Raw genomic sequence first — 23,334 nt, forward strand, 5'->3', positions numbered from 1 at the left:
GACCCGCGTTTGCTTTTGCTTTTGCTTTCTTCTGTTGATTCCGTGGTAGGACGCCGCCGCAATGTGTCCGTGGCCGGGTGGGTTGCGCAGGGGCGTGAGCCGCATGGATGCGGCGACCGAGCTTACATGGACGTACTTGCAGCGCCCCCTGCCCTGCCTCCCCACCCGGCCAAACCCATCAACCGAGCTTTCAGAGACCAACCCAACCCCACCACGGAGGGGCTCCGCCGTTCGCCGACCCTCGCCGAAGGCGCGCTTTTCCGCGCAAGAAAAAAATTTCCAACAGACGTGTCGATTCCCAGCCCCCTGGTTCGTTGTACCCAGTGAAGGGCACGCACCACGCGTCCCCACGGGAGACCGCAATGAAAGTGATGGTGATCGTGAAGGCCAACGCCGACTCCGAAGCCGGCCGCATGCCCAGCGAACAGGAACTGTCCGAAATGGGCGCCTTCAACGAACAACTGGTGGCCGCCGGCATCATGCTGGCCGGTGAAGGCCTGCACGCCACCCAGCGCGGTCGCCGCATTCACTTCGGCGGCGGGGCACCCAAGGTCGAGGCCGGTCCGTTCGGTCCTGCCAGCGAACAGATCGCCGGCTTCTGGTTGTGGGGGGTGCGGTCGCTGGACGAGGCCGTTGAATGGGCCAGCCGTGCGCCGTTCGGCGAGGGCGGCACGCTGGAACTGCGTCCCCTGATCTCCGCAGAAGACTTTGGTGAAGCCTTCACCCCCGAATTACAGCAGCAGGAACAGCGTCTGCGTGCACAGCTGGAAGGCTGACCCGATTCCTCTCCCAGCCGGGCACGCCCCGGCACTACCACCCTGAATCGCACAACGGAGTATTGCCATGAGACTGATTCCCTTCCTCGGCTTCAGCGGCCAGGCCCATGAGGCGATGGCGTTCTACGCCAAGGCACTCGGTGGCCAGGTCACCTCGGAAATGAAGTACCGCGACATGCCGCTCTCCGATGGCTCGCCGGGCTGCAACGAAATGCCACCGGAAACCCTCGACAACGTCGCGCACAGCCAGCTCGAGATCGGCAACGCCATCCTGATGGCAGCCGACGGCCCCGGCGGCGGCGAGGGTGGTTCGACCACCATCAATGTCGATGTGGACAGCATCGAAGAAGCCGAACGCGTGTTCGCGGCGCTGGCCGAAGGTGGCCAGGTGCAGATGCCGATCGCCGAAACGTTCTGGGCACATCGTTGGGGCATGCTGATCGACCGCTACGGCAAGCCGTGGATGGTCAACTGCATGAAGCAACCCTGATCCTGTCTCTTTCATCTACAAGGAGCTTCAACGATGAGTGCACCACAACCGCAGATGATCTTCGTCAACCTGCCCGTGCAGGACCTGGAGAAGTCGAAGGCGTTCTTCTCCGCGCTGGGCTACAGCTTCAACCCGACCTTCACCAATGACGATGCGGCCTGCATGGTCATCAGCGAGAGCATCTTCGTGATGCTGCTGACCCAGCCGTTCTTCAAGCAGTTCACCAACAAGGCGATTGCTGATGCGCACAGCCACACCGAGGTGATCACCTGCCTGTCGGCCGACAGCCGCAAGGCGGTGGACCTGTTGGTGGACAAGGCACTGGCCGCCGGCGCCAGCGAACCGCAGCCGGCGCGCGACCTGGGCTTCATGTACCAGCGCGGCTTCCAGGACCTGGATGGCCATCTCTGGGAAATCGCACACATGGACGGCGAGCCGGGCTGACGGCCGCCGCAAGGGAGAACCCACATGGCTTACGTGGATGCTTACGTGCTGCCGTGCCCACAGGACAAGGTGGCGGCCTACCGCCGCCTTGCCCGCAAGGCCGGCGCGGTGTGGAAGGACCATGGCGCGCTGCAGTACATGGAATGCGTGGCCGACGATGTGGAACCGGGCAAGAGCACCTCGTTCCCGCGTGCGGTCAAGGCGAAACCGGGCGAGACGGTGATCGTCGCCTTCGTGGTGTTCCGCTCGCGCGCGGCACGCGACCGCATCAACGCAAAGGTGATGGCCGACCCGCGGCTGGCGTCGCTGGGCCCGAAGGACATGCCGTTCGATACCAGGCGCATGTTCTGGGGCGGCTTCAAGCCGATTGTTGAAGCGTGAGCTGCGGCGCTTGTGCGGGCCGGGCGTGCGTGTTGTGATCGGCGCATGCTCGATCCCGCACTGACGCAGCGTCTGGAAACCCTCTGGCGGATGGAGTCGCCAGTGTTGATCGCGCGCCTGGCGCGGCTGCTCGGCGGTGATGTCGGCCGTGCCGAGGAGCTGGCCCAGGACACCTGGCTGGCCGCGCTGGAGCGCTGGCCGGAACAGGGCATCCCGGACAACCCCGGAGCCTGGCTGATGACCACCGCGCGCAACCGTGCCATCGATGTGCTGCGCCAGCACCAGCGGGTGACGCAGCAGCATGCGCAGTGGGGCGAGGAACTGCATCCGGCCGCGCTGCCGGCACCCGATGACAGCCAGGCGCTGGAGGATGACCTGGGCGACGATCTGCTGCGGCTGATGTTCGTGGCCTGCCATCCGGTGCTGCCGGCCGATGCGCGGGTGGCACTGACCCTGCGCCTGCTCGGTGGCCTGACCACCGTCGAGATCGCACGTGCGTTCCTGCAGCCGGAGCCGACCATCGCCCAGCGCATCGTGCGCGCCAAGCGCACCCTGGCGCAGAAGCAGGTGCCCTACGAGGTCCCGCGTGCTGACGCGATGCCCGAGCGGCTCGGATCGGTGCTGGAGGCGATCTACCTGGTGTTCAACGAAGGCTATGCGGCCAGCGCTGGCGATGACTGGATGCGGCCGGCGCTGTGCGAGGAGGCACTTCGGCTCGCGCGCATCATGGCGCACCGGTTGCCGGTGCCGCCGGTGCTGGGCCTGCTGGCCCTGATGGAGCTGCAGGCCTCGCGTGCCGCAGCGCGAACCGATGCGCAGGGCGTGCCGGTGCTGCTGGACCAGCAGAACCGCGCGCGCTGGGACTGGCTGCAGATCGAACGCGGGCAGCAGGTGCTGGCGCGCGCTCTGGCCGCCGGCGGCGACGATGATCCTTATGTACTGCAGGCGCGCATCGCAGCGTGCCATGCAGCGGCGCGTCGCGCCGAGGATACCGACTGGCCGCGAATTGCGGCGCTCTATGCACAGCTGCTGCAGGTGCAACCTTCACCGGTGGTGGCATTGAACCGGGTGGTGGCGATCCTGCGCAGCGAGGGCCCCTTTGCCGCCTGGGCGCAGCTGCAGCCCTTGCTGGTCGACGCGCGCCTGCGCGACTATGCGCCGCTGCAGGTGGTTCGTGGCGAGCTGTTGCAGGCACTGGGGCGTGAGCAGGATGCGCGTGACGCTTTTGGCGAGGCAGCTCGGCTCAGCCAGAACCGGGCCGAGCGCGGATTGCTGCGGCAACGGGCGGGCCTGCCCGGCACAGACTGAGCCGACAAGGACAGCACTTGTCGCCGCGCGCCTGAGCGGCTATGTTTCGCGCCCAGCGGACGCATCAGCGTCCGCATTCCGTGCGTATTGACCGAGGAGCGGTTGGATGTATTCAAGGACGAAGAGCGCATCGCGCGCTTTTGCGCGCCTGCTTGCCTGTGCCCTGTGCCTGGCCGTATGGCCGACGGCCGTGCAGGCCGCGGACAAATCGCAGCAGGCCTATTGGGCCGGTTTTGCCTATACCGCTGACGCCGCCGCCGTGCAGGCGACCACGCCACATGCGCATGCGGTGCTGGAACGGCGTGGCCTGGTCCCGCTGAACCAGACGCTGGCGCAGTCGCTCAAGCGCCGCGCACCGGCCCACCTGGAGCTGATCGACCAGCCGGTGGCGATGCTCGACGGCACCACCAGCGCCACCGTGCTGGCCGCCGCGCTGGACCGCGAACTGGTCTCGGTCGAGCCGATCGGTGACCAGTACAAGGTGTTGGTGGAAGTGGCGCTGCAGGCGTTGTTCTTCGACTTCCGCGAGCGCCAGGTGATCGCGTCCTATCCGCTCACGCTGCAACGCATCGACGTGCAGGACTACCGCCCGGACAACGACGATATCGACGCGATCGTCGCCGATCTGCTGTACGGCAGCGCCGATACCAGCCTGTCGCAGGTGCTGGCCGCCAGTCTCGCCCAGGCCAAGCTGCCCGATGCCGCCGTGCGTCGCCTGCAGGTCGGTGGCGTAACCCTGTCCGACGCGGTCCGCGCCAAGCTGCCCGACCCGAAGTGGGAAACTCCGCTGCGCGCCACGCTGGCCCATGAACTGTCCAAGACGCTGTCGTCCAATGCCGGCGTCGGCCTGCTGCCGCCGGCCTCGGGCCAGGCGATCGGTGGTGCGATGGCCGCCCGCTTTGCCGACGGCAAGGTCTACCAGCTGAAGATCCCCGAGCCGGACTACGTCATCACTGTGCAGGTCGATGCGCTGAAGAACGGCGTCATCAATGAAACCCCGGCGATGAAGACGATGCTGTTCGGCGCCTTCTTCACCGCCAAAGTGACCGAGCCCTTCTCCGGCAAGGTCTATTTCGAACAGCCGCTGCGCAAGGGGGCCACCAAGGTGGTGCCGGTCACGCAGTGGCAGGTCGACCAGTGGTCGGCCAGCTACGAAACCCTGCTGGCCGGGCTCGATGCCTTCGCCGGCGCCGCCGCCAAGCGTGCCGATTCGCGCGCTTGGCTGGACGAACAGAAGCCGGGCGGCCGCCCGTTGCAGCAGCAGACCCAAGCCCTTCAGGAGTTGATCAAGTCATGTCGTTGATGCGTACCATCCTGCTCATCCTCATCGCGCTGGTGGTGGCCTCGCCGGTCGCTGCGCAGACCGCGAGTTCGCGCGGCACCGGCTCGGCCAGCTACGGCCTGCGCCTGAGTGCCGACACCCGTGCCCAGGCCCTGAACAAGGCCAAGGTCAATGCACTGGAGGCGTACATCGCCGAAACCGGTGCGGCCAAGCTGCGCCTGTTCGAAGCGCGCCGCGCCGAGTTCATCGGCGAGATCGATCGCTACGTGCTCAGCGCCGTGCAGCTGTCGGACACCGAAGACAAGAAGGCCAAGACCTACACCGTCACTGTCCGCGCCGAGATCAACACCACCCTGCTGCAGACCAAGCTGGATGCGGGTTCGGCCGTGGCCGGTGCCACCGCCGCGCAGCGCTCGCTGCTGACCTTCCTGTTCATGGCGCGCTCGCAGGACACCGTGCAGTCGTTCCAGGACAAGGAATACCGCCGCGTCGACGCCAGCAGCAGCTACAGCGAGAACACCCGTGAGGGCGACAGCTTCCGCGGCAACTCGGTCAGCACCAACGGCAGCATCAACCAGAATGGTTCGGTGTCGGTCACCAGCGGTGGCAGCACCACCGCACGCGCCGACAACATCACCTGGAAGGTGGCCAACGCCGCCGAAGTGAACACCGCGATGACCGGTGCCTTCAGCGCCGCCGGCTACGAAGTGGTTGAAGCCGAATACGTGGAGGGCGAGTCGCGCGGCCTGCTCAGCATCGAGCGCATCCGCAAGGACTTCAGCACCGGCAACGACCTGGCCCCGGCCACCTTGCGTGATACCGCCAACGGCATCCGTGCGGCCAACATTCCGTACATCGCCGTCGGCACCCTCGACATCGGCATGCGCGACCGCGATCCGGCCAGTGGCAACACCCGCGTGTTCGTCACGGTCACCGGCAAGGTGCTGGACGTGACCGGTCGCTTCCCGCGCACCGTGTCGTCGGTGGGCCCGGTGCAGTTCTCCGGCACCGGCCCGAATGAAACCGTGGCCCGTACCAACGCGCTGCAGCTGGCTGCCGAAAAGGCCGCCCAGCAGATGATCAACGAACTGAACGTCAAGGCGGTCCGCTGATCCGCCGCCCCGGTGGGTGCCGAGCCCGCTCGGCATCGGCCTGGGGTTACCGATTCCCACGTGCCGCTTGGGCGGCCGTCTCTCCCAAAGGACATCCTCATGATCCGCAATACCGCTCTTGTCGTGGCCATCGCCGCCGCTACCCTGTCGATGCCGGCGCACGCCGGCCTGGGCAAGCTGAAGGACCTGGCCGGTGCCGCCACCGGCACCTCCAGCAGCAGCGCTTCCAGCGCCGCCGCCCCGGACGAAGCCGCGCAGGAAGCGCTGGTGCGTCGTTTCGTCAGCTCGCAGTCGCACTCGCTGCAGGCCCAGACCTCGTTTGCCCGTGCCTTCGGCCTGGCCGAGCAGGTGCAGCTGCTGGAAGCCGAGCGCCAGGCGCTGTCGTCGGGTTCGGTCAGCGTCGATGCGATGAAGAAGTCGGTGTCGGTCAGCGAAGCGGCGCAGGCTGCGATCAACGAGCGCCAGGCCGCGCAGCCGGAACTGAACGCTGAATCCAAGCAGCACTACGCCGAAGGCCTGGTCTCGCTGCTGGCGTCGGCCGCCGAAGCGCAGAAGCTCGGTGGCGAGGCCAGCAACTTCACCGCCGGCATGAAGAACCTGGGCGCGACCCAGCTGGCGACCGTCGGCCGCAAGCTGGCCGCCGGTGCGTGGGTGGCCAAGGAATCGCCGGGCTTCATCCAGGGCCTGTACGGCTCGACCAAGTCGGCCGTGACCTTCGCCAGGAAGAGCAAGGTGAAGGTGCCGTCCAACGCCGATTCGATGCTCGACACGCTCTGATCCGAGGCGAATCTTCATGCGTATGACCTACCGTTTGATCGGCCTGGGCCTGGTTGCCGCGCTGCTTGCAGCCTGTGGCGAGCAGGACGCCCCGGCTGCCGCGCCCGCCAAGGAAAAGGCAACCAGTGCACTGGCCAGCAATACGCCAGTGGAAGCGGCGCCCCTGCGTGGCACGCCGGATTTCGGCGGCACCACCCAGGTCGCGCGCGAGGCCGACGGCATCGGCAGCACCCCGGAACTGGCGGTGCTGGCGGCGTTGCAGTCGGCGGTGGCGCAGGTCAACGGCGTACGCGTGGCCAGCCAGATGCAGGGCCTGCGTGCAGGCCTGCATGTGGATGTGGATGACGAACACGTCGGCGACATCCGCGCCGACGCGTTCACCCAGCAGATGATCGCCGGCTCGCAGGGCGCGGTGCTGGGCTATGAAATCCTGTCGCAGGAAGAAGTGCGGCAGCTGGACGAGGAAACCATCGCCCGCGTGCGCGCCAGCGACGAAGGCTGGAGCTTCAAGGGCTCGGCGTCGGCCAGTGCGTCCGGCGAAGCCTCGGCCAAGAGCGGTTCGGCTTCGGCCAGTGTCAAGCAGAGCTACGACGAGAAGGTCAACGTCGAAGCCAAGCGTGGCGCCAGCTCGTTCGATTCCGACGTGACCCACCGCAGCATGCGCAGCTACTGGAAGGTACGCGTACGTGCCCAGATCGCCCAGTACCGCGCACCGGACGAGCAGGGCAAGCCGAAGATCGTGGTCGCGCTGCCGCGTACCAAGGCCGGCAGCTATGCCGTGGGCGATGGCCGCGTGAGCGCCGATGAAGTGGCCGACGCGATCCGCGCACGCCTGTCCGACACGCTGACCCAGACCCAGCGCTTCATCGTGCTGGACCGTGAGTTCGGCGACGAACTGCAGGCCGAGATCGACCACATCAACAGCGGCAACGTGCGTTTGCAGGACACTGCCCGTGTCGGCCAGCAGCTGGCGACCGACCTGATCCTGATCCCGACCATCGAACGCTTCGAGTACCCGCGCAGCGTGCGCAACCTGCGCATGTCCGACCGCCAGGTGACCTCGTACTCCGGTGGCGGCCGCATCACCCTGCGCCTGGTCAACGCCACCACCGGCCAGGTGGTGATGTCCGACAGCTTCGACCACCAGCTGGCCTCGACCGGGCCCAGCACCCTGCCGCGCGTGGTCAACGGCCGCAACATGGCCGCGGCGATGATGGAATCGCTGTCGGGCCAGATCGGCACCAGCATCGTCACCACGCTGTTTCCGGTGTCGGTGGTGTCGGTGGACGGTGACCAGGTGGTGCTGAGCCAGGGCGGTGACACCGTGCAGGCCGGCCAGCGCTGGCAGGCCGTGCGCCTGGGCGAGGAACTGAAGGACCCGCAGACCGGCCGTTCGCTGGGCCGCAGCGAACACCCGTGCTGCACCATCCGCATCGACCGCGTGGCCGCACAGACCTCGTACGGCACCATCGAAGACGGCGTTGACGCGATGCGCGGCGGCTTCCGCCCGGGCCAGATCGAACTGCGCCAGAAGCTGGGCAGCAAGCCGGCGGCCGCCGCAGCCGCAGCGACTGCCCCGGCCGCTCCCGCAACTGCCGCACGCCCGGCCGCCAAGCCGAAGCCCAAGCCCGCTGCCGCGCCGGCCGAAGACCCGAACTGGTAACAGGCTCAAGCAACACACCGATGGGGTCAGAGCCCTTTCCCGCCGGGAAAGGGATCTGACCCCTTCCTGTTTCAGTCCGTGTCGACCAAGGTCGACACCCACCAACAGCAGCGGGAAGCTGTCGAAGGCGGGGTGGGTCCGGTTGCGGGGGGCACTTCAAGGACGGGTTTACGGCGTCCCCCGCAACCGGACCCACCCCGCCTACCCTCAGGAAACCAGCCTTTGCTGTTGCTTCGGCTGTTGCCGTTGTTTCGGCAGGTGCAGGGCGCAGCCCTGCCGAATCCCATTACACTCCAGAAGGATTTCCTGCTGGAGAGAGCAATGAAACGAGTAGTACTGGGCGTGCTGGCCCTGTCGGTGTCGAGCGCACTGATGGCGGCCACCCCGAAATTCGACGGCGCGCGGATCTCCGCCGACGTCAAGGAACTGGCCTCCGACGCCTACGAAGGCCGCTCCCCGGCCACCGCCGGCGAAGAAAAGACCATCGCCTTCCTCAGCAAGCAGTTCGCCGATGCCGGCCTGCAGCCGGGCGGTGACCTCAAGGATGGCAAGCGCCTGTGGACCCAGGCCGTGCCGCTGCGCAAGGGCGACATCGTCGGCGCACCGCAGCTGGCGCTGCACCAGGGCGGCAAGACCCTGCCGCTGGAGCAGGGCAAGCAGATTGCCGTGCGCGCCGCCATGAACGGCGCCAGCAACGTCGATATCAGCAAGGCGCCGCTGGTGTTCCTCGGCTACGGCGTGAAGGCCCCGGAGCGCAACTGGGACGACTTCAAGGGCGTGGACCTGAAGGGCAAGATCGCCGTCGTACTGATCAACGACCCGGACTTCGAGACCGGCCAGGGCGACTTCGACGGCAAGGGCATGACCTACTACGGCCGTTGGACCTACAAGTACGAGGAAGGTGCACGCCAAGGCGCGCTGGGCGTGCTGATCGTGCACGAGACCGCACCGGCGTCGTACGGCTGGGCCACCGTGGCCGGCTCCAACACCAACACCATGTTCGACGTGGTGCGCGACAACCCGGCCGACAGCCACCCGCTGCTGGAAGGCTGGATCCAGCGCGATCTGGCGGTGGAGCTGTTCCGCTCGGCCGGCCAGGACTTCGAGGCGCTGAAGAAGAAGGCGCAGCAGCGCGACTTCACCCCGGTGCCGCTGACCGGCGCCAGCCTGGACGCGAAGTACGCGGTGAAGACCGAAGTGATCACCTCGCACAACGTGGCCGCACGCCTGGAAGGCAGCCGCCACCCGGACGAGACCATCGTCTACAGCGCGCACTGGGACCACATCGGCGTGGGCGAGCCGGACGCGCGCGGTGATCGCATCTTCAACGGTGCGCTGGACAATGCCAGCGGTACTGCCTCGCTGATCGAGCTGGCCCGTGGTTTCGCCAAGGCCAAGCGCCCGGAGAGGTCAGTGCTGTTCCTGGCAGTCACCGCCGAGGAAAAGGGCCTGCTGGGTTCGGAGTACTACGCCACCCATCCGCTGTACCCGCTGGAAAAGACCGTGGCGGTGATCAACATGGATGGCATGGCGCCGTTCGGTCCGTCGCGCGATTTCGGCATCTACGGCGCCGCGCGCTTCGAGCTGCTGGACCAGCTGAAGGACGTGGCCAAGGGATGGGATATCCGCTACACGCCGGACCCGAAGCCGGAAGCGGGCCTGTTCTTCCGCTCCGATCACTTCCCGTTCGCCAAGCGTGGCGTGCCGGCACTGTCGTGGTCGGCCGGCCAGGACTGGGTGGACGGTGGCGTGGCTGCGGGCAAGAAGGCCTCGGAAGACTACACCGCCAAGCGCTACCACCAGCAGGGCGACGAATGGCAGCCGGACTGGGTGTTCGCCGGTGCTGCCCGCGACCTGGAAGTGCTGTACACGCTGGGCAACCAGCTGGCCAACTCCCGTGCCTGGCCGAACTGGAGCAAGGACGAGTCGTTCCGCGCCGTACGCGACGCCAGCGCCGACCAGCGCGAATAAGAAGCACCGGTAGTGCCGGCCGCTGGCCGGCATTGCTGCGAGGCTTGCGGCGATGACGGGGTGCCGGCCAGCGGCCGGCACTGCCAGAGCCGCTTCCATCCCCGCTTTCCCGCCCTTCGTCGCAGCCCGCTTGCTTGCCCGGCGGGCCGCCCTATGCTCGGCTCACCCCCTTCCTCCAAGGCGCCGCCGTGTTCGCCAGCCTTTCTCTCCTGTTACGTCATCTGCTGGCCTGGGCTGCGGCGCTGTTCGTCGCAGGCATGGTCTGGAGCGGCATCTTCAGTGGCATGAACGATGGCCCGGGCTGGATTTTCGGCCTGCTGGCGATGTTCCTGATCATTTCCGCGCTGGGCAGTGCCATCACCCATATCCGCCGCGTCTGGCTGGTGGCCGGTCGCCTGGATGCCACCACCTTGTCCGGGCGCCAGCGCCGCCAGATCGAACTGCCGATGGACGCCGGCCACGCGTTCTCGGTAGTGGAAGCGGCCATCGCCGAACTTCCCCGCGTGGAGGATGTGGAAAGCTCGGCCGGCAGCCTGCAGGTGCGCGCCTATGTTCGCCGCGTGGATCTCTGGAATGGGCGTCAGCCCTCGCGCTGGAACCTGCCCGCGCGGCTGGCGATCAAGCGCAACAGCGTGCTGGCCACGGTCACCCCGGGACAGGGCACCAGCACGGTCACCCTGCTGTTCGAGCCGGATGCTGGCTGGTGGGCCGATCTGCTGGCGCTGGATGAGGGAAGCAACTTCGAGAACGCCGAAGCGGTCACGCGTGCGATCAGCCGTCGCGTGGCCGACCAGCGACGTGACGAGCAGGCGGCCGCCGAGCAGACCCAGGTGGAAAAGGAGCTGTCGGTGGCGCGCCTGAACCTGCTGCATGCGCAGGTGGAGCCGCACTTCCTCTACAACACGCTGGCCAATGCGCAGGTGCTGACCCGCACCGACCCGGCACGTGCCGAGCAGATGCTCGGCCACCTGATCCAGTACCTGCGCAGCTCGTTGCCACAGGTGGACGAATCGGTCTCCACGCTGGGAGTGGAGCTGGAACGCACCCGCGCCTACCTGGAGATCCTGCGCATCCGCATGGGCGCCCGGCTGGCGGTGGAAGTGCAGGTGCCCAATGAACTGCATGGCGTGCATCTGCCGGCGATGGCGTTGCAGACACTGTTGGAAAACGCGATCAAGCACGGCCTGGAACCCAAGCCCGGCGGTGGCACGATCTGGATCCTCGCGCGTGGTTTCGATGACCACGTGACCGTGACCGTCGCCGACGACGGGCTCGGCTTCGGTCAGGGCACCAGCGGTACCGGCATCGGCCTGAAGAACCTGCGCGAGCGCCTGCGCCTGACCTGCGGTGAGCAGGCCGGTGTGGCGATCGTGGCCAATTTCCCCAGCGGCGTGGCCGCGACCATGACCCTGCCGCAGTCGCACAAGGAGCGCAGCCATGCCGCTTGAGGCACTGATCGCTGAAGACGAAGAACTGCTGCGGCAGTCGCTGGTGGAGCAACTTCGCCGGCTGTGGCCGGACCTGAAGCTGGTGGCCGAGTGCGAGGACGGCGCCAGCGCGCTGGAGCAACTGGCCGAGACGCAGCCGGACATTGCGTTCCTCGACATCCGCATGCCCGGCATCAGTGGCATCGAAGTTGCGCGCTCGCTGTCCGAGCTGAGCCCGCGTACCCAGGTGGTGTTCGTCACCGCCTATGACCAGTACGCCATCGACGCGTTCGAGCAGGGCGCGATGGATTACCTTCTGAAGCCGGTCAGTGACGAACGCCTGCTGGCGACGCGTGAGCGCATCCTGTCGCGGCTGCCATCGACGCGCCAGGATGACGCCGTGCTTGAACGCCTGCTGCAGCGGCTGGGTCCATCGCAGGGTGCTGCCGAGCGCCCGCCGCTGGCCTGGATCACTGCCAGCAACGGCCGCGAGACGCAGCTGATCATGCTGGAAGATGTCGCCTACTTCCGTGCCGACAACAAGTACACCACCGTGGTCACCGCTGCCGGCGAGAGCCTGTTGCGCACGCCGTTGCGCGAACTGCTGAAAGTGCTCGACCCGCAGCATTTCCGCCAGATCCACCGCTCGACCATCGTCAACATGAAGGCCGTGGCGGCGGTCAGCCGCGACGATACCGGGCGGGGCGTGCTGCGCCTGCGCGGCCGAACGGAAACGCTGGTGGTCAGCCAACCGTTCATGAGCCTGTTCCGCGGCATGTAGCCGCAGCCGCATCCCCCCCTGCACCGAGGAATGAACATGTCCCGTCTGCTGATTGCGTGCGTTGCCGTGCTGGCACTGGCCGGCTGCGAAAAATCCCGCAACACCTCGATCACCCGCACCCATGCCAACGGCGTGGACACGCTGTACAGCAAGAGTACGGTGGTCGACGGCGAGGCGCGCTTTCAGTGCATTGCCAGCAGCAGTGGCCACTGCCATTACCTGGTGCTGGACCCAGCGTGCAGCACCGATGCCGCGTGCACCACGCCGCCGCTGCGTCGGTTTGCGGTTGCGGCAGGCAAGACCGAGGCCATGCGTGGCCTGCCCGACGGCTTCCGCCAGTGCGTCAGCCAGGACCCGATAGAACACTGCCACCGCGAGTGATCACGGTGGCAGTGTGGATCCCCCCGCTTCGCTGAAGGGTCAGTAGGCAGGCTGCAGCGTCAGCTCGTGATGGTGTTCGGTTTCGCCGACGTGGTTCAGGCGTCCGACCAGCTCCGAGTGCTGCTTCATCCGCCCGATCTCGGTCATGATGCGGATGTCCTCGTGGCGCAGTTCGCGCTTGGTGGTGACCGCCTGCTTGTAGTCCAGCACTTCCGGGTAGTGCTCGGCCAGGTCCAGTGCCTCGGCCACGTGCTCCACGCTGTCGGCCTTGGAACTGATGCGGGCGCGGCTGTTGAAGGCCTTCATCCAGCGCTCGAAGCCGGCTTGCTGATCGAACATGTTGGCCATGAACCAGATCACGAACAGGATCGATACCCATGAGCCGAACACGATCACCACGCGGGTGAAGGTGATATGGAAGTCATCGCGCCACAGGTAGTTGGCGATCAGGCCCAGGATCAGCAGAGAGGCTGCCTGCCAGCCGATGATCGATGCGATCAGCCACTGGCACTTGGCCTGGGCCAGCACCGCCACTTCATCGCGGATCTGCTGCTCGCTGAGGTTGCGCCAGTGCGCCACCTGTTTGTCGAACGGGCTGCTGTAGAGCTCGTTGTCGCGAAGCAGAATTCCCAAACCCTTGAACAAAGCAATCATGGCTGGCTCCTTGTGGAACGTGCGTCGATCAGCATTGGACGGTGTGGCGGGTCCAGTTCTAGCACTTCCAGCGGGCGGTGCAACGGGGGCAATGCCAAGCGGTGCAAGGGTTTGCCCGGCGGGGGTGAAAATTGATGCATTGCATCATCGCGGTCACACCCTGCGACAGGATGTCGCAGGGTGAAACGTGCTGCGGCCGCACATGAAACGGTCGCTGAGCGGGGAGGCTCGCCGCCTGCGCCGTGATCGCGGAGAATCGGGGCCGACCGCGCAAGATGCGACCGTTCTTCCGACTTTCCTGGACCCGTGATGCCGGCTTTGCTGCAGCGACTCTACCGCCCCGTCACCGCGCCGATCCGGCGCTGGGTACTGGACGCCTTCCCGCGCGGCCAGAGTGGCATCGACTACGACCATCCGCAGGGCGACCCGGGCTGGTTCGGCCCGGACAGCGTCACCTGGCGGCTGCACGCCGAATTTCCCTCGATGCTCGCCGGTGGCCTGTGCGCGCTGATGCTGCAGACACTGCACCCACGCGCGCTGGCCGGGGTCTACGACCACTCCAATTTCCGCCAGGACCTGGTGGGACGCCTGCGCCGCACCACCGCCTTCGTTGCCGGCACCAGCTACGCGCCCACTGGCGAAGTGGAGGCGCTGGTGGCCAAGGTGCGCCGTATTCATGCACGGATCCGCGGCCAGACCGCGCAGGGCGAACCCTACGCCGCCGACGATCCGCAGTTGCTGACCTGGGTGCACGTGACCGAAGCCTTCGGGTTCCTGCAGGGTTTCCGCCGCTATGGGCGCGAGGTGCCGGGGGACATCGCCGACCGCTACTACGATGAGTACCGCCGTGTGGCCGAGGCGCTGGGTGCAGTGGATGTGCCGTGCAGCGAAGCCGAGGTGGCAGCGTACTTCTGCGCGCGGCAACCGGAGCTGCGTGTGGACGAGCGCTCGCGTGAAGTGCTGGAGGTGTTGTCCGGCGTGCGCCTGCCGGTACCGGTGCCGGGGCTGTCGCGCGAAGTGTTTCTGGGTGCAGGCGCGGCGCTGCTGCCGGACTGGGCCGAGGGCATGCTGGAACGCAATGGTCGCCAGCGTGCGCAGGCGGCAGCTTCAGCGAAGTTGATGCAGGGCATGGCGCCGCTGTTCCGCCGCGCGCTGCCCGATGGCCTGGCCAGCCGCGCCTGCGCGCGGATGGGCGTGCCGGTGGAGATCCTGCGCGAGTGGCCCGCAGTTGCCTGGTAGGTGCCAACCTTGGTTGGCACGCTTTTCGCGGTGCCGCAGAAGCGCCAACCAAGGGTGGTATCTACGCGAGCGGGTTCCGCAGCAGATCCATGCCATGCATGGATGCGTGTCACCGCGCCGACTTCAACCCACGCAACAGCAGGTCCAGCGCCGCCGTCGCCTGACGCAGTCGCGCATCACCATCCTCTCCTTCGGCGATCCAGAACGCGGCCTCGGCCAGGCTGCCGTAGATCAGCGACGCCAGCGCCTGCGCATCCACCGGTGCTACCACGCTCTGCGTGATCAACTGTTCGATCAACCGCTGCATCGAGTGCACGCAGTGGCGCTGCGATTCCGGTGAGGCGCCACCGAGCACCGCACGTGCATCGCGCAGCACGATGCGCTGGATCTCCGGTTCCAGCGCCATCTCCAGATAGGCGCGGCATCGCTGCACGAAGCCCTCCCAGGCATCGTCGGCGCTGTCACTGATCGCCTGCAGGCGCTGGTCGGTCTCGGCATCCAGCTGGGCGACCACTGCGGCCAGCAGCCCCTTCTTGTCGCCGAAGTGGTGGTACAGCGCACCGCGGGTGAGCCCGGCCTGGGCGGTCAGGTCATCCATCGAGGTGGCGGCATAGCCATGCGCGCTGAAGACGCGACGGGCGGTGGCCAGCAGGGTGGCGCGGGTTTCTTCCATCTCGGCGCGGGTGCGACGAACCATCCGGAACTCCTTACATACACAATGCATGATTGTTTACATACGGCGCGTATGAATGTAGCCTCTTATTCATACGTTCTGTATGTATTGTCGTGGCGCGCCGTGCGCCAGGCAAGTCGCTGCCCTGGAGATCCTGATGGCCACCCCCTATCGCGACCTGTTCGCGGCCCCCGGCACCGCCGGCCTCGCCCTGGCCGGGTTGCTGGCACGCCTGCCGCTGCCGATGACCGGTATCGGCATCATCACCCTGCTGTCGCAGCTGCGCGGCAGCTATGCACTGGCTGGTGCGGTGTCGGCCACGTTCGTGCTGACCTACGCGCTGCTGTCACCGCAGGTGTCGCGCTGGGTTGACCACCGGGGCCAGGGCAGGGTGCTGCCGTGGGCCACGGCGGCCAGTGCGACGGGGCTGCTGTTGCTGCTCGCGTGCACGCTGCTGGCCGCGCCGGACTGGACGCTGTTCATTGCGGCGATGCTGGCCGGTTGCATGCCCAGCGTGTCGGCGATGGTGCGCGCGCGCTGGACCGCGATCCATCGCGGACGCGCGCAGCTGCAGACCGCGTATTCGCTGGAGACCGTGTTCGACGAGGTGACCTTCATCGCCGGGCCACCGCTGTCGGTGGGATTGTCGGTTGCAGTGTGGCCGCAGGCGGGCGTGCTGGCGGCAGCATTGCTGCTGGTGTTTGGAGTGGCCGCACTGGTAATGCAGCGTGGCACCGAGCCGCCGCTGCAGCACCGCGAAGGTGCCGCACCCTCGCGTTCGTTGCTGCGGCAGCCGGAGATCCGCTTGCTGGCGTTGCTGATGCTGGCGATGGGCGTGATTGTGGGCACCGTCGACATCACCAGCGTGGCGTTCGCCGAAGAGCGGGGCCAGCCGCTTGCCGCCAGCGCGGTGCTGTCGGCCTATGCGCTGGGCAGCTGCACAGCGGGCCTGCTGTTCGGTGCACTGAAGCTGCAGGCACCGTTGCCGCGCCTGTTGCTGGCCGGCGCAGCGGCCACCGCACTGACCACGTTGCCGTTGCTGTGGGTGGGCAACCTGCCTGCACTGGCCTTTGCCGTGCTGCTGGCCGGGGTGTTCTTCGCGCCGACGATGATCGTGGCGATGTCGCTGGTCGAACAGCACGTGCCCGAATCGCGCCTGACCGAGGGCATGACCTGGTTGCTGGCCGGATTGAACATCGGCGTGGCGCTGGGTGCGGCGCTGTCCGGCCAGAGCGTCGATGCGGGGGGCGTGCGCAGCGGCTTTGTCGTTGCGCTGTTGGCAGGCGGTGGCGTGCTGCTGTTCGCCATGCTCGCGCAACGTGCACTGCGCCCGTCTGCTGCATCCACATCCCCTGAAGGAATCATCCCGTGAGCGGTTCATCGCCTGCGCACGCCGCGCCTGTGCCCCGCCATCCGTGGTGGGCAGTTTCCGCCGTCGGCCTCGCCACCTTCTCGGTGGTCACCACTGAAATGCTGCCGGTGGGCCTGCTTACCCCTATCGCCGAAGATCTCGGCGCGTCCACTGGTACCGCCGGTCTGATGATCTCGCTGCCGGCCCTGCTGGCGGCCCTGTTCGCACCGCTGGTGGTGATCGCAGCCGGTGGCATCGATCGTCGCCGCATCCTGTGCGCGCTGCTGGGGCTGCTGCTGGTCGCCAACCTTGCATCGGCGCTGGCACCGGGCATCGGCTGGCTGTTGGCCGCGCGCGTGCTGGTGGGGTTCTGCATGGGCGGCATCTGGGCCATCGCCGGTGGGCTGGCAGCGCGCCTGGTACCTGCGCAACGCATGGGCCTGGCCACCTCGATCATCTTCGGTGGCGTGGCCGCGGCATCGGTGCTGGGCGTGCCACTGGGCGCGCTGATCGGGGATGCATTGGGCTGGCGCAGCGCGTTCGTGGCGCTGGCGTTGTTCAGTGCGGCGGTGATGCTGCTGCATCTGCGGGTCGTTCCTGCGTTGCCTGTCAGTACATCGGTGCGGCTGCGGCAGTTCGTGCAGCAGCTTGGCCAGCGCGACCTGCGGCGTGGCCTGTGGCTGACCGTGCTGCTGGTGTCCGGGCACTTCATCGCCTTCACCTATGTGCGGCCGCTGCTGACGTGCCTCTCCAGCATGGATGCGTCGTGGATCGGTGCACTGCTGTTTGCCTACGGCCTGGCTGGCATCGCCGGCAACTTCATCGCCGGGCCGCTGGCAGCACGCCATCCACGTGGCACGGTGCTGGCGATCGCATCGGGCCTGATGCTGACGCCGCTGTTGTTCCTGTGGGTGGGAAACACACCGTCCGCTGGCATCGCGGTGCTGCTGCTGTGGGGCCTGGCCTATGGCGGTGTATCGGTGGGCCTGATGAGCTGGATGATGAAAGCGGTGCCGCAGGCCGTGGAGATCGCCACCGCGCTGTATGTGGGTGTATTCAACATCGGCATCGCGCTCGGGGCGTGGGGCGGTGGACTACTGCTGGATGGCATCGGGCTGCACGCCACGCTGTGGGCTGCGGCGGTGTTGGCGGGGAGTGCTCTGCTGATGGTTGCCACCACCGGCAGGTAGATCCGTGCCATGCCAACCAAGGTTGGCACCCACCGGAGCGGGGCATGTGCCGACCAAGGTTGGCCGCTACCGGGAAATGAAACGGGCGCCTTGCGGCGCCCGTTCCAGTCAGGTCACCACACCTTGACCCGCTTGTCCGGGGCCAGGTACAGCTTCTGGCCTTCCTTCACGTCGAACGCCGGGTACCACGCGTCGATGTTGCGCACGGTGAGTGCGCGGAACTGGCCCGGTGCATGCACATCGGTCAGCAGCGAGTTGCGCAGCGCCTGCTCGCGGCTCTTGCTGCGCCAGGCCTGGGCAAAGCCGAGGAAGAAGCGCTGGTCCGGGGTGAAGCCTTCCAGGGTCTGGCCCGGCTTGCCCTGCAGCGACAGCTGGTAGGCGTCGTAGGCGGTACCCAGGCCGGCCACGTCGGCGATGTTCTCGCCCAGGGTCAGCTTGCCATTCACATGCACGCCCGGGAACGGCTCGTAGCTGCTGAACTGCGCGGCCAGCGCATCGCCGGCGGCGTTGAACTGCTTCAGGTCCTCGGCGGTCCACCAGTTGTGCAGCTTGCCGGTTTCATCGAACAGTGCGCCCGCGTTGTCGAAACCGTGGCTGATCTCGTGGCCGATCACGGCGCCGATCGCACCATAGTTCACCGCGTCGTCGGCGGCGCCGTCGAAGAACGGCGGCTGCAGGATCGCGGCCGGGAACACCAGGCGGTTTTCCAGCGGCACATTCATCGCGTTGATGGTCTGCGGCAGCATCGCCCACTCGCCGTGGTCGACCGGCTTGCCCAGCTTGGCGATGTTGCGCTGGTACTCGAACAGCTCGGCGCGCTGCGCATTGCCCAGCGGGTCATCACGGTGGATCTCAAGGCCGGTGTAGTCGCGCCACTTTTCCGGATAGCCCATGCCCACGGTCAGGCCGGCCACCTTCGCCTTGGCGCTCGCCTTGGTCTGCGGCGACATCCACGCCAGCGCGTCGATGCGCTTGGCGAAGGCGGCAATGATGTTCTTGGCCATCTCGTCCGCGCGTTCCTTGGTCTTCGCGTCGAAGTGCTTTTCGACGTAACGCTTGCCGATCGCTTCGCCCACTGCGTGGTTGGCATCGTCCACCGCGCGCTTCCAGCGGTCGCTCTGCTGCGGCGTGCCGCTCAGCGCGGTGCCGTGGAAGGCGAAGCGGGCATCGGCGAATTTCTTCGGCAGGTAGGCGGCGGCACGGTCCAGCGCGTGGAAGGCCAGGTAGTCCTTCCACACCTCCAGTGGCTCGGTGGCGACCAGCCTGGACAGGCCGGCCACGGCCTTGGGCTGCCAGACGATGAAGTCCTGCTGCTTGCCCAGCGCGGCCGCGTCGAGGAAGGCGTTCCAGTCCATGCCGGGCGCCTTGGCATTGAAGTCGGCCTGGGTCCAGGGATTGGCACCCTTGGTCACATCATTGGTTTCTTCCTGGGTGGCATGTGCCTGCGCGATCTTCGTCTCCAGCGCGAGAATGCGTTGTGCCTTGCCGGCCGGATCGGCGACGCCGGCCAGCTGCAGCATCTGTGCGATGTAGGCCTGGTACTGCTTGCGCAGTTCGGCCATGCGGCCGCCGCCCAGGTAGAAATCGCGGTCGGGCATGCCCAGGCCGCCCTGCACCAGGTACGGCGCATTGCGGTCCGGCTGCAGCAGGTCCACCGACACCCACAGGCCGAACAGGCGGTCGGTGTAGAAGTTGGTCGCATTGAGCAGGTCGACGTCGGCGCGCACATCGCCGCCCAGGGCGCGTGCCAGGCCGGCCTTGTCGGTGATGGCATCGATCGCCTTCAGCTGCGGCTCCACGGGTGCAACGCCGCGCTGCTCGATGCCGGCCTCGTCCATGTAAGCGGCGTAGTAATCGCCGATCAGCATGTCGTCACCGCTGGCCTGGGTGTTGCCGGCGGCCCCTTCGAGAATGGCGCGGGTGTCGGCCAGGGTCTTCTCGGCAATGACGTTGAAGCTGCCGAAGCGCGACCGGTCGGCCGGAATCTCGGTGTTCTTGACCCAGGTGCCGTTGGCGAAGCCAAAGAAGTCATCGCCGGCGGCAATGCTGCGGTCCATGCCGCTGGCATCGAAGCCGAAGCTGCCCAGCATCGGCTTGGCCGCAGCGGGGGTGGCATCGGCCGGCGCGGTGGCCGTGGCGGCCGGCTCGGCCGGGCGGTCACAGGCGGCCAGGGACAGGCTGGCAACGATGGCCAGCGCCAGGGTGGGACGGCGCAGCTTGGACATGGACTTCTCTTGCGGCGGAAAACGCCAAGTCTAATCTGCGCCGGCCCGCCTGGCGGCCCTGTGCTGCGTCCTGTGCTGTGCAGGATCTGGCTGAACACGTGGAACCGACCTTCACGCCGTGAGCGACGTGGTGCATGCTGGACCCTGGAACCCTGCGCGGACACGGGGAGGTGGCCATGCGGGGGTGGGTCAGGCGTCAAGAATGGCGTCCACCGGCCGTTGAGGTCGGGGACGTGGAGGATTCGTTCGCGCATGAAGCCAGCCGACTGCACAAGGAACACCCGCCGATGCCCGCGCTGAAACGCGCGTTGGCCCGGCCGCTGCGCGCCATTACCTGGGGCGGAGTGCTGCTGGGCGTGCTGCTGGTCACCGGGCTGACCCTCATGCTGGTCAATGACTACCACCGCCGTCTGGAAGCGGCGCAGCGCCAGAGCCGCGCGCTGGCGGTGGGCAGCGAGCGCCTGCTGGCGCTGGAACTGCGCAACCTGGAGCGGGCCATGTCCGGCATCGCCGCCGACGCCGCCGAGCTGTTCCGCAGCGTGCCGGCGCAGGCGCCGGCCCTGCTGGATGCATCCATCGGCGGGGTGCTGGGCCGGCATGCCGAACTGCACAGCATCGCCGTGCTCGACCGCCATGGCCGACCGCTGACGGCCGGCGAGGGCGACCTGCAGCTGCCGCTGTGGACCGACCCGCAGCGTCGTGGCCAGGGCAGCGCGCTGTACATCGGCCCGCCGCAGCGGGCCAGCGATGGCGGTTGGGTGGTCCCGCTGGCGCTGCCGATGGCCGGCGAACGCTGGCTGCTGGCACGGCTGCGCTGCGGCGAACTGCAGCGCATCGTCGGTGGCCTCGACGTCGGCCCCAAGGGACTGGTCTCGATCAGCGATGCCGAAGGCTACATGCTGGCCCGCGTGCCTGACCCGCATGGCACGGTGGGCCACCGCTATGACCTGCCACGCCGTGACCTGCTCGGCACGCAGGCAGTGGTCGAGCTGGGCAGCATGCCGGGCGTGGTGGATGGCGTACCGCGCATCCTCACCATCAGCACGCTCGAACGCAGTCCGCTGGCGGTGCAGGTGGGCCTGGCCGACGAAGACGTGCTGGCACCGTGGTGGCCCTACCTGCAGGCATCTGTGGCAATCGTACTGGCCTACATCGTGCTGCTGCTGGTGCTGTTGTATGCGGTGCGGCGAACCACCCGCAGCCAGCAGTCGATGGCCGAAGAGCTGAAGGCCGGCCACGCCGAGCTGCGCCTTGCGCACCAGGTCGGGCGTGTCTGCACCTGGTACGTGGACGAGGATGCCGCGCTGCTGCGCTGGTCACCCCTGGCGCGCGAGATCTTCGGCGTGCAGACCGATGCCCTGCCGGTGGCCGATTTCTTCGCACGCGTGCATCGCGACGACGCCGCACGCCTGCAGCAGGCCTTCGACCAGGCCTTCGCCGGCGGCGCGGTGCTCGACCAGGTATTCCGCCTGGTGCTGCCCGGAGGCGAGGTGCGCTGGGTCGGGGCACGTGGGCAGCGGGTGGAAGTGGCCGACAGCGAGCGGCGCATGATCGGTGCGCTGACCGACCTGAGCGAACGCTATCAGGCGCGCGAGCAGATGAGCGAAGTGGAACGCCGCTTCCGCCTGCTGTTCGACCGCAATCCGGCGCCGTTCTGGGTATTCGACCCGGACACGCTGCGCTTCATCGAGGTCAACGATGCCGCCGTGCGCCAGTACGGCTACAGCCGCGAGGAGTTCCTGGCGATGAGCATCCTCGACATCCGCCCGCGCGAGGGCTGGGACGAGGTGCGTGGTGCCATCCAGCGCGCACAGGTGGGCGATCCTCCGGACGCGACCGTGCGCCTGCACCGGCGCAAGGACGGCAGCGTGTTCGAGGTGCGCGCACACCTGTCCAAACTCGATTTCGACGGACAGCCCGCGTGCCTGGTGCTGGCCGAGGATGTGAGCGAACGGTTGGCCTACGAGCGCGACCTGGCCTACCAGGCACGGCACAACCCGGCCACCGGCCTGCTCAATGTGCGCGCCCTGACCGAACAGCTGGATGGGCAGGGCGAGGGCTATACCATCGCCTTCGTACAGCTGCGCGGCCTGCAGCTGGTGGCCGATACGCTTGGCCGCGAGATCGGCGATGCGGTACTGCAGTCGATGGCGACCCGGCTCGGGGGCCTGGGCGCGCGCTATGGCACGCTGGCGTTCCAGCCGGCCGAAGATTTCGTCTTGGCCATCGGTGCCGGGCACGATACCCAGCGCGTGCTGGACGACCTGCTGCAGATCGTGTCGGCGCCGATGCGCGGCAAGGACTCGCTGCACCAGTTCGAGCCGCGTATCGGCGTGGCCGTGCATGTCGCCGGTGACGGCCATGGCGCCGAACAGGTGATCGGCATGGCCGCGCAGGCCGCGCACGCGGCGCGTGCCGAGGGCAACGTGGTGGTCTGGTTCGATGCGGCGGTGACCACGCGGCTGGCCGATCGGTTGCGCCTGGCCGGGCGCATCCATGCCGCCATCGACAACGAGTTCCAGCTGTACTTCCAGCCGATCCGGCACGCCAGCGATGGCAGCCCGGCCGCGCTGGAGGCCCTGCTGCGCTGGCCGCAGGCCGATGGCAGCTTCATCCCGCCCAACGAGTTCATCCAGCTGTGCGAGGACACCGGGTTGATCCTGGCGCTGGGCCGCTGGGTGATCCGCGCCGCGGCGAAGGCGCAGCGCCGTCTGGTCGACGCCGGTTGGGGCGAGCTGCCGATCGCGGTCAACGTGTCGGCAGTGCAGTTCTTCAACAGCGACCTGGTGGCCGAATTCACCCGCGTCCAGCAGGAGTTCGGACTGGCCCGCGGCGCACTGCACGTGGAGCTGACCGAGAGCAGCCTGATGCGCAAGCCGGCGCAGGCGATGCAGACCATGCAACGCCTGCACGAGCAGGGCATCAGCGTGTCGCTGGATGATTTCGGCACCGGCTATTCCAGCATGTCCTACCTGCAGCACCTGCCGCTGGACATCCTGAAGATCGATCGCAGTTTCGTCGCCGACGTGGAAACCAATCCGCGCAACGCCTCGATCTGCCGCGCATTGCTGTCGCTGGGCCACAGCATGGGCCTGACCATCATTGCCGAAGGCGTGGAAACACCGGGGCAGCTGGACTGGCTGGCCGCGCACGGCTGCGACCAGGTGCAGGGCTACCTGCTGGGGCGGCCGGCACCGCTGGAGCGGATC

20 protein-coding genes are annotated in these 23,334 nt (G+C 67.4%); 17 read left to right on the forward strand and 3 right to left on the reverse strand.

The window, feature by feature from the left end:
* Positions 1-362: 362 nt before the first annotated feature.
* The 13 genes from N5C25_RS16340 to N5C25_RS16400 all read left to right on the forward strand — a co-directional run bounded on the left by N5C25_RS16340 (position 363) and on the right by N5C25_RS16400 (position 12,793).
* The gene (locus N5C25_RS16340) at positions 363-776 is read left to right on the forward strand and encodes a YciI family protein (RefSeq protein WP_279937303.1); all 414 of its coding nucleotides are present in this window, start codon (positions 363-365) and stop codon (positions 774-776) included.
* 67 nt (positions 777-843) lie between these two features.
* Positions 844-1,266: a VOC family protein gene (locus N5C25_RS16345; RefSeq protein WP_279937304.1), complete on the forward strand. Its 423-nt coding sequence runs from the start codon at positions 844-846 to the stop codon at positions 1,264-1,266.
* A gap of 33 nt (positions 1,267-1,299) precedes the next feature.
* Complete coding sequence (locus N5C25_RS16350) at positions 1,300-1,710, forward strand: VOC family protein (RefSeq protein WP_279937306.1); 411 nt, start codon at positions 1,300-1,302, stop codon at positions 1,708-1,710.
* A 24-nt stretch (positions 1,711-1,734) separates the two neighbouring features.
* Complete coding sequence (locus N5C25_RS16355; RefSeq protein ID WP_014645774.1) at positions 1,735-2,091, forward strand: DUF1428 domain-containing protein; 357 nt, start codon at positions 1,735-1,737, stop codon at positions 2,089-2,091.
* Positions 2,092-2,136: 45 nt separating this feature from the next.
* Complete coding sequence (locus N5C25_RS16360; protein ID WP_058980734.1) at positions 2,137-3,399, forward strand: sigma-70 family RNA polymerase sigma factor; 1,263 nt, start codon at positions 2,137-2,139, stop codon at positions 3,397-3,399.
* Between the two features lie 106 nt (positions 3,400-3,505).
* Positions 3,506-4,702, forward strand: coding sequence for a hypothetical protein (locus N5C25_RS16365; protein ID WP_058980732.1), 1,197 nt, complete (start codon positions 3,506-3,508; stop codon positions 4,700-4,702).
* On the forward strand, positions 4,693-5,793 hold the full coding sequence (locus N5C25_RS16370; RefSeq protein WP_032953880.1) for a hypothetical protein: 1,101 nt from the start codon (positions 4,693-4,695) through the stop codon (positions 5,791-5,793). The genes N5C25_RS16365 and N5C25_RS16370 overlap by 10 nt, the downstream gene beginning before the upstream one ends.
* Positions 5,794-5,892: 99 nt before the next feature.
* Positions 5,893-6,570, forward strand: a complete 678-nt coding sequence (locus N5C25_RS16375) for a hypothetical protein (RefSeq protein ID WP_021202156.1) — start codon at positions 5,893-5,895, stop codon at positions 6,568-6,570.
* 16 nt (positions 6,571-6,586) lie between these two features.
* Positions 6,587-8,233, forward strand: a complete 1,647-nt coding sequence (locus tag N5C25_RS16380) for a CsgG/HfaB family protein (RefSeq protein ID WP_279937309.1) — start codon at positions 6,587-6,589, stop codon at positions 8,231-8,233.
* Between the two features lie 321 nt (positions 8,234-8,554).
* On the forward strand, positions 8,555-10,204 hold the full coding sequence (locus tag N5C25_RS16385) for a M28 family metallopeptidase (RefSeq protein ID WP_058980726.1): 1,650 nt from the start codon (positions 8,555-8,557) through the stop codon (positions 10,202-10,204).
* A gap of 188 nt (positions 10,205-10,392) precedes the next feature.
* Positions 10,393-11,652 carry a histidine kinase gene (locus N5C25_RS16390; RefSeq protein ID WP_279937312.1) on the forward strand — a complete coding sequence of 420 codons (1,260 nt, stop codon included), beginning with the start codon at positions 10,393-10,395 and terminating at the stop codon, positions 11,650-11,652.
* Positions 11,642-12,412 (forward strand): LytTR family DNA-binding domain-containing protein, encoded by a 771-nt coding sequence (locus tag N5C25_RS16395; RefSeq protein ID WP_279937313.1) that lies wholly within the window; start codon positions 11,642-11,644, stop codon positions 12,410-12,412. Before N5C25_RS16390 ends, N5C25_RS16395 begins: the two co-directional genes overlap by 11 nt.
* A gap of 36 nt (positions 12,413-12,448) precedes the next feature.
* On the forward strand, positions 12,449-12,793 hold the full coding sequence (locus tag N5C25_RS16400) for a hypothetical protein (RefSeq protein ID WP_031270794.1): 345 nt from the start codon (positions 12,449-12,451) through the stop codon (positions 12,791-12,793).
* Between the two features lie 39 nt (positions 12,794-12,832).
* On the opposite strand, the gene N5C25_RS16405 is transcribed toward N5C25_RS16400, so the two are convergent.
* The gene (locus N5C25_RS16405; protein ID WP_021204368.1) at positions 12,833-13,447 is read right to left on the reverse strand and encodes a hypothetical protein; all 615 of its coding nucleotides are present in this window, start codon (positions 13,445-13,447) and stop codon (positions 12,833-12,835) included.
* Between the two features lie 309 nt (positions 13,448-13,756).
* On the opposite strand from N5C25_RS16405, the gene N5C25_RS16410 reads away from it, so the two are divergent.
* The gene (locus N5C25_RS16410) at positions 13,757-14,686 is read left to right on the forward strand and encodes an oxygenase MpaB family protein (RefSeq protein WP_251102574.1); all 930 of its coding nucleotides are present in this window, start codon (positions 13,757-13,759) and stop codon (positions 14,684-14,686) included.
* 109 nt (positions 14,687-14,795) lie between these two features.
* On the opposite strand, the gene N5C25_RS16415 is transcribed toward N5C25_RS16410, so the two are convergent.
* The gene (locus N5C25_RS16415; RefSeq protein ID WP_058980715.1) at positions 14,796-15,383 is read right to left on the reverse strand and encodes a TetR family transcriptional regulator; all 588 of its coding nucleotides are present in this window, start codon (positions 15,381-15,383) and stop codon (positions 14,796-14,798) included.
* Positions 15,384-15,516: 133 nt separating this feature from the next.
* On the opposite strand from N5C25_RS16415, the gene N5C25_RS16420 reads away from it, so the two are divergent.
* Both N5C25_RS16420 and N5C25_RS16425 read left to right on the forward strand, forming a co-directional pair.
* Positions 15,517-16,731, forward strand: a complete 1,215-nt coding sequence (locus tag N5C25_RS16420; RefSeq protein ID WP_279937316.1) for an MFS transporter — start codon at positions 15,517-15,519, stop codon at positions 16,729-16,731.
* Positions 16,728-17,900, forward strand: a complete 1,173-nt coding sequence (locus N5C25_RS16425) for an MFS transporter (RefSeq protein WP_111102070.1) — start codon at positions 16,728-16,730, stop codon at positions 17,898-17,900. The genes N5C25_RS16420 and N5C25_RS16425 overlap by 4 nt, the downstream gene beginning before the upstream one ends.
* Positions 17,901-18,013: 113 nt before the next feature.
* Here N5C25_RS16425 and N5C25_RS16430 read toward each other — a convergent pair whose 3' ends face one another.
* Positions 18,014-20,125, reverse strand: a complete 2,112-nt coding sequence (locus N5C25_RS16430; protein WP_279937318.1) for a M13 family metallopeptidase — start codon at positions 20,123-20,125, stop codon at positions 18,014-18,016.
* Between the two features lie 176 nt (positions 20,126-20,301).
* Between N5C25_RS16430 and N5C25_RS16435 the strand changes: the two genes are divergently transcribed.
* The coding region (locus N5C25_RS16435; protein WP_279937320.1) for an EAL domain-containing protein at positions 20,302-23,334 on the forward strand (3,033 nt) is incomplete at its 3' end.

This window comes from Stenotrophomonas sp. GD03958, assembly GCF_029839005.1.
GTDB lineage: Bacteria > Pseudomonadota > Gammaproteobacteria > Xanthomonadales > Xanthomonadaceae > Stenotrophomonas > Stenotrophomonas hibiscicola.

Coding starts and splice junctions, on each gene's coding strand:
- N5C25_RS16340 (WP_279937303.1), top strand. CDS start 363: ATGAAAGTGATGGTGATCGTGAAGGCCAACGCCGACTCCGAAGCCGGC.
- N5C25_RS16345 (WP_279937304.1), top strand. CDS start 844: ATGAGACTGATTCCCTTCCTCGGCTTCAGCGGCCAGGCCCATGAGGCG.
- N5C25_RS16350 (WP_279937306.1), top strand. CDS start 1,300: ATGAGTGCACCACAACCGCAGATGATCTTCGTCAACCTGCCCGTGCAG.
- N5C25_RS16355 (WP_014645774.1), top strand. CDS start 1,735: ATGGCTTACGTGGATGCTTACGTGCTGCCGTGCCCACAGGACAAGGTG.
- N5C25_RS16360 (WP_058980734.1), top strand. CDS start 2,137: ATGCTCGATCCCGCACTGACGCAGCGTCTGGAAACCCTCTGGCGGATG.
- N5C25_RS16365 (WP_058980732.1), top strand. CDS start 3,506: ATGTATTCAAGGACGAAGAGCGCATCGCGCGCTTTTGCGCGCCTGCTT.
- N5C25_RS16370 (WP_032953880.1), top strand. CDS start 4,693: ATGTCGTTGATGCGTACCATCCTGCTCATCCTCATCGCGCTGGTGGTG.
- N5C25_RS16375 (WP_021202156.1), top strand. CDS start 5,893: ATGATCCGCAATACCGCTCTTGTCGTGGCCATCGCCGCCGCTACCCTG.
- N5C25_RS16380 (WP_279937309.1), top strand. CDS start 6,587: ATGCGTATGACCTACCGTTTGATCGGCCTGGGCCTGGTTGCCGCGCTG.
- N5C25_RS16385 (WP_058980726.1), top strand. CDS start 8,555: ATGAAACGAGTAGTACTGGGCGTGCTGGCCCTGTCGGTGTCGAGCGCA.
- N5C25_RS16395 (WP_279937313.1), top strand. CDS start 11,642: ATGCCGCTTGAGGCACTGATCGCTGAAGACGAAGAACTGCTGCGGCAG.
- N5C25_RS16400 (WP_031270794.1), top strand. CDS start 12,449: ATGTCCCGTCTGCTGATTGCGTGCGTTGCCGTGCTGGCACTGGCCGGC.
- N5C25_RS16405 (WP_021204368.1), bottom strand. CDS start 13,447: ATGATTGCTTTGTTCAAGGGTTTGGGAATTCTGCTTCGCGACAACGAG.
- N5C25_RS16410 (WP_251102574.1), top strand. CDS start 13,757: ATGCCGGCTTTGCTGCAGCGACTCTACCGCCCCGTCACCGCGCCGATC.
- N5C25_RS16415 (WP_058980715.1), bottom strand. CDS start 15,383: ATGGTTCGTCGCACCCGCGCCGAGATGGAAGAAACCCGCGCCACCCTG.
- N5C25_RS16420 (WP_279937316.1), top strand. CDS start 15,517: ATGGCCACCCCCTATCGCGACCTGTTCGCGGCCCCCGGCACCGCCGGC.
- N5C25_RS16430 (WP_279937318.1), bottom strand. CDS start 20,125: ATGTCCAAGCTGCGCCGTCCCACCCTGGCGCTGGCCATCGTTGCCAGC.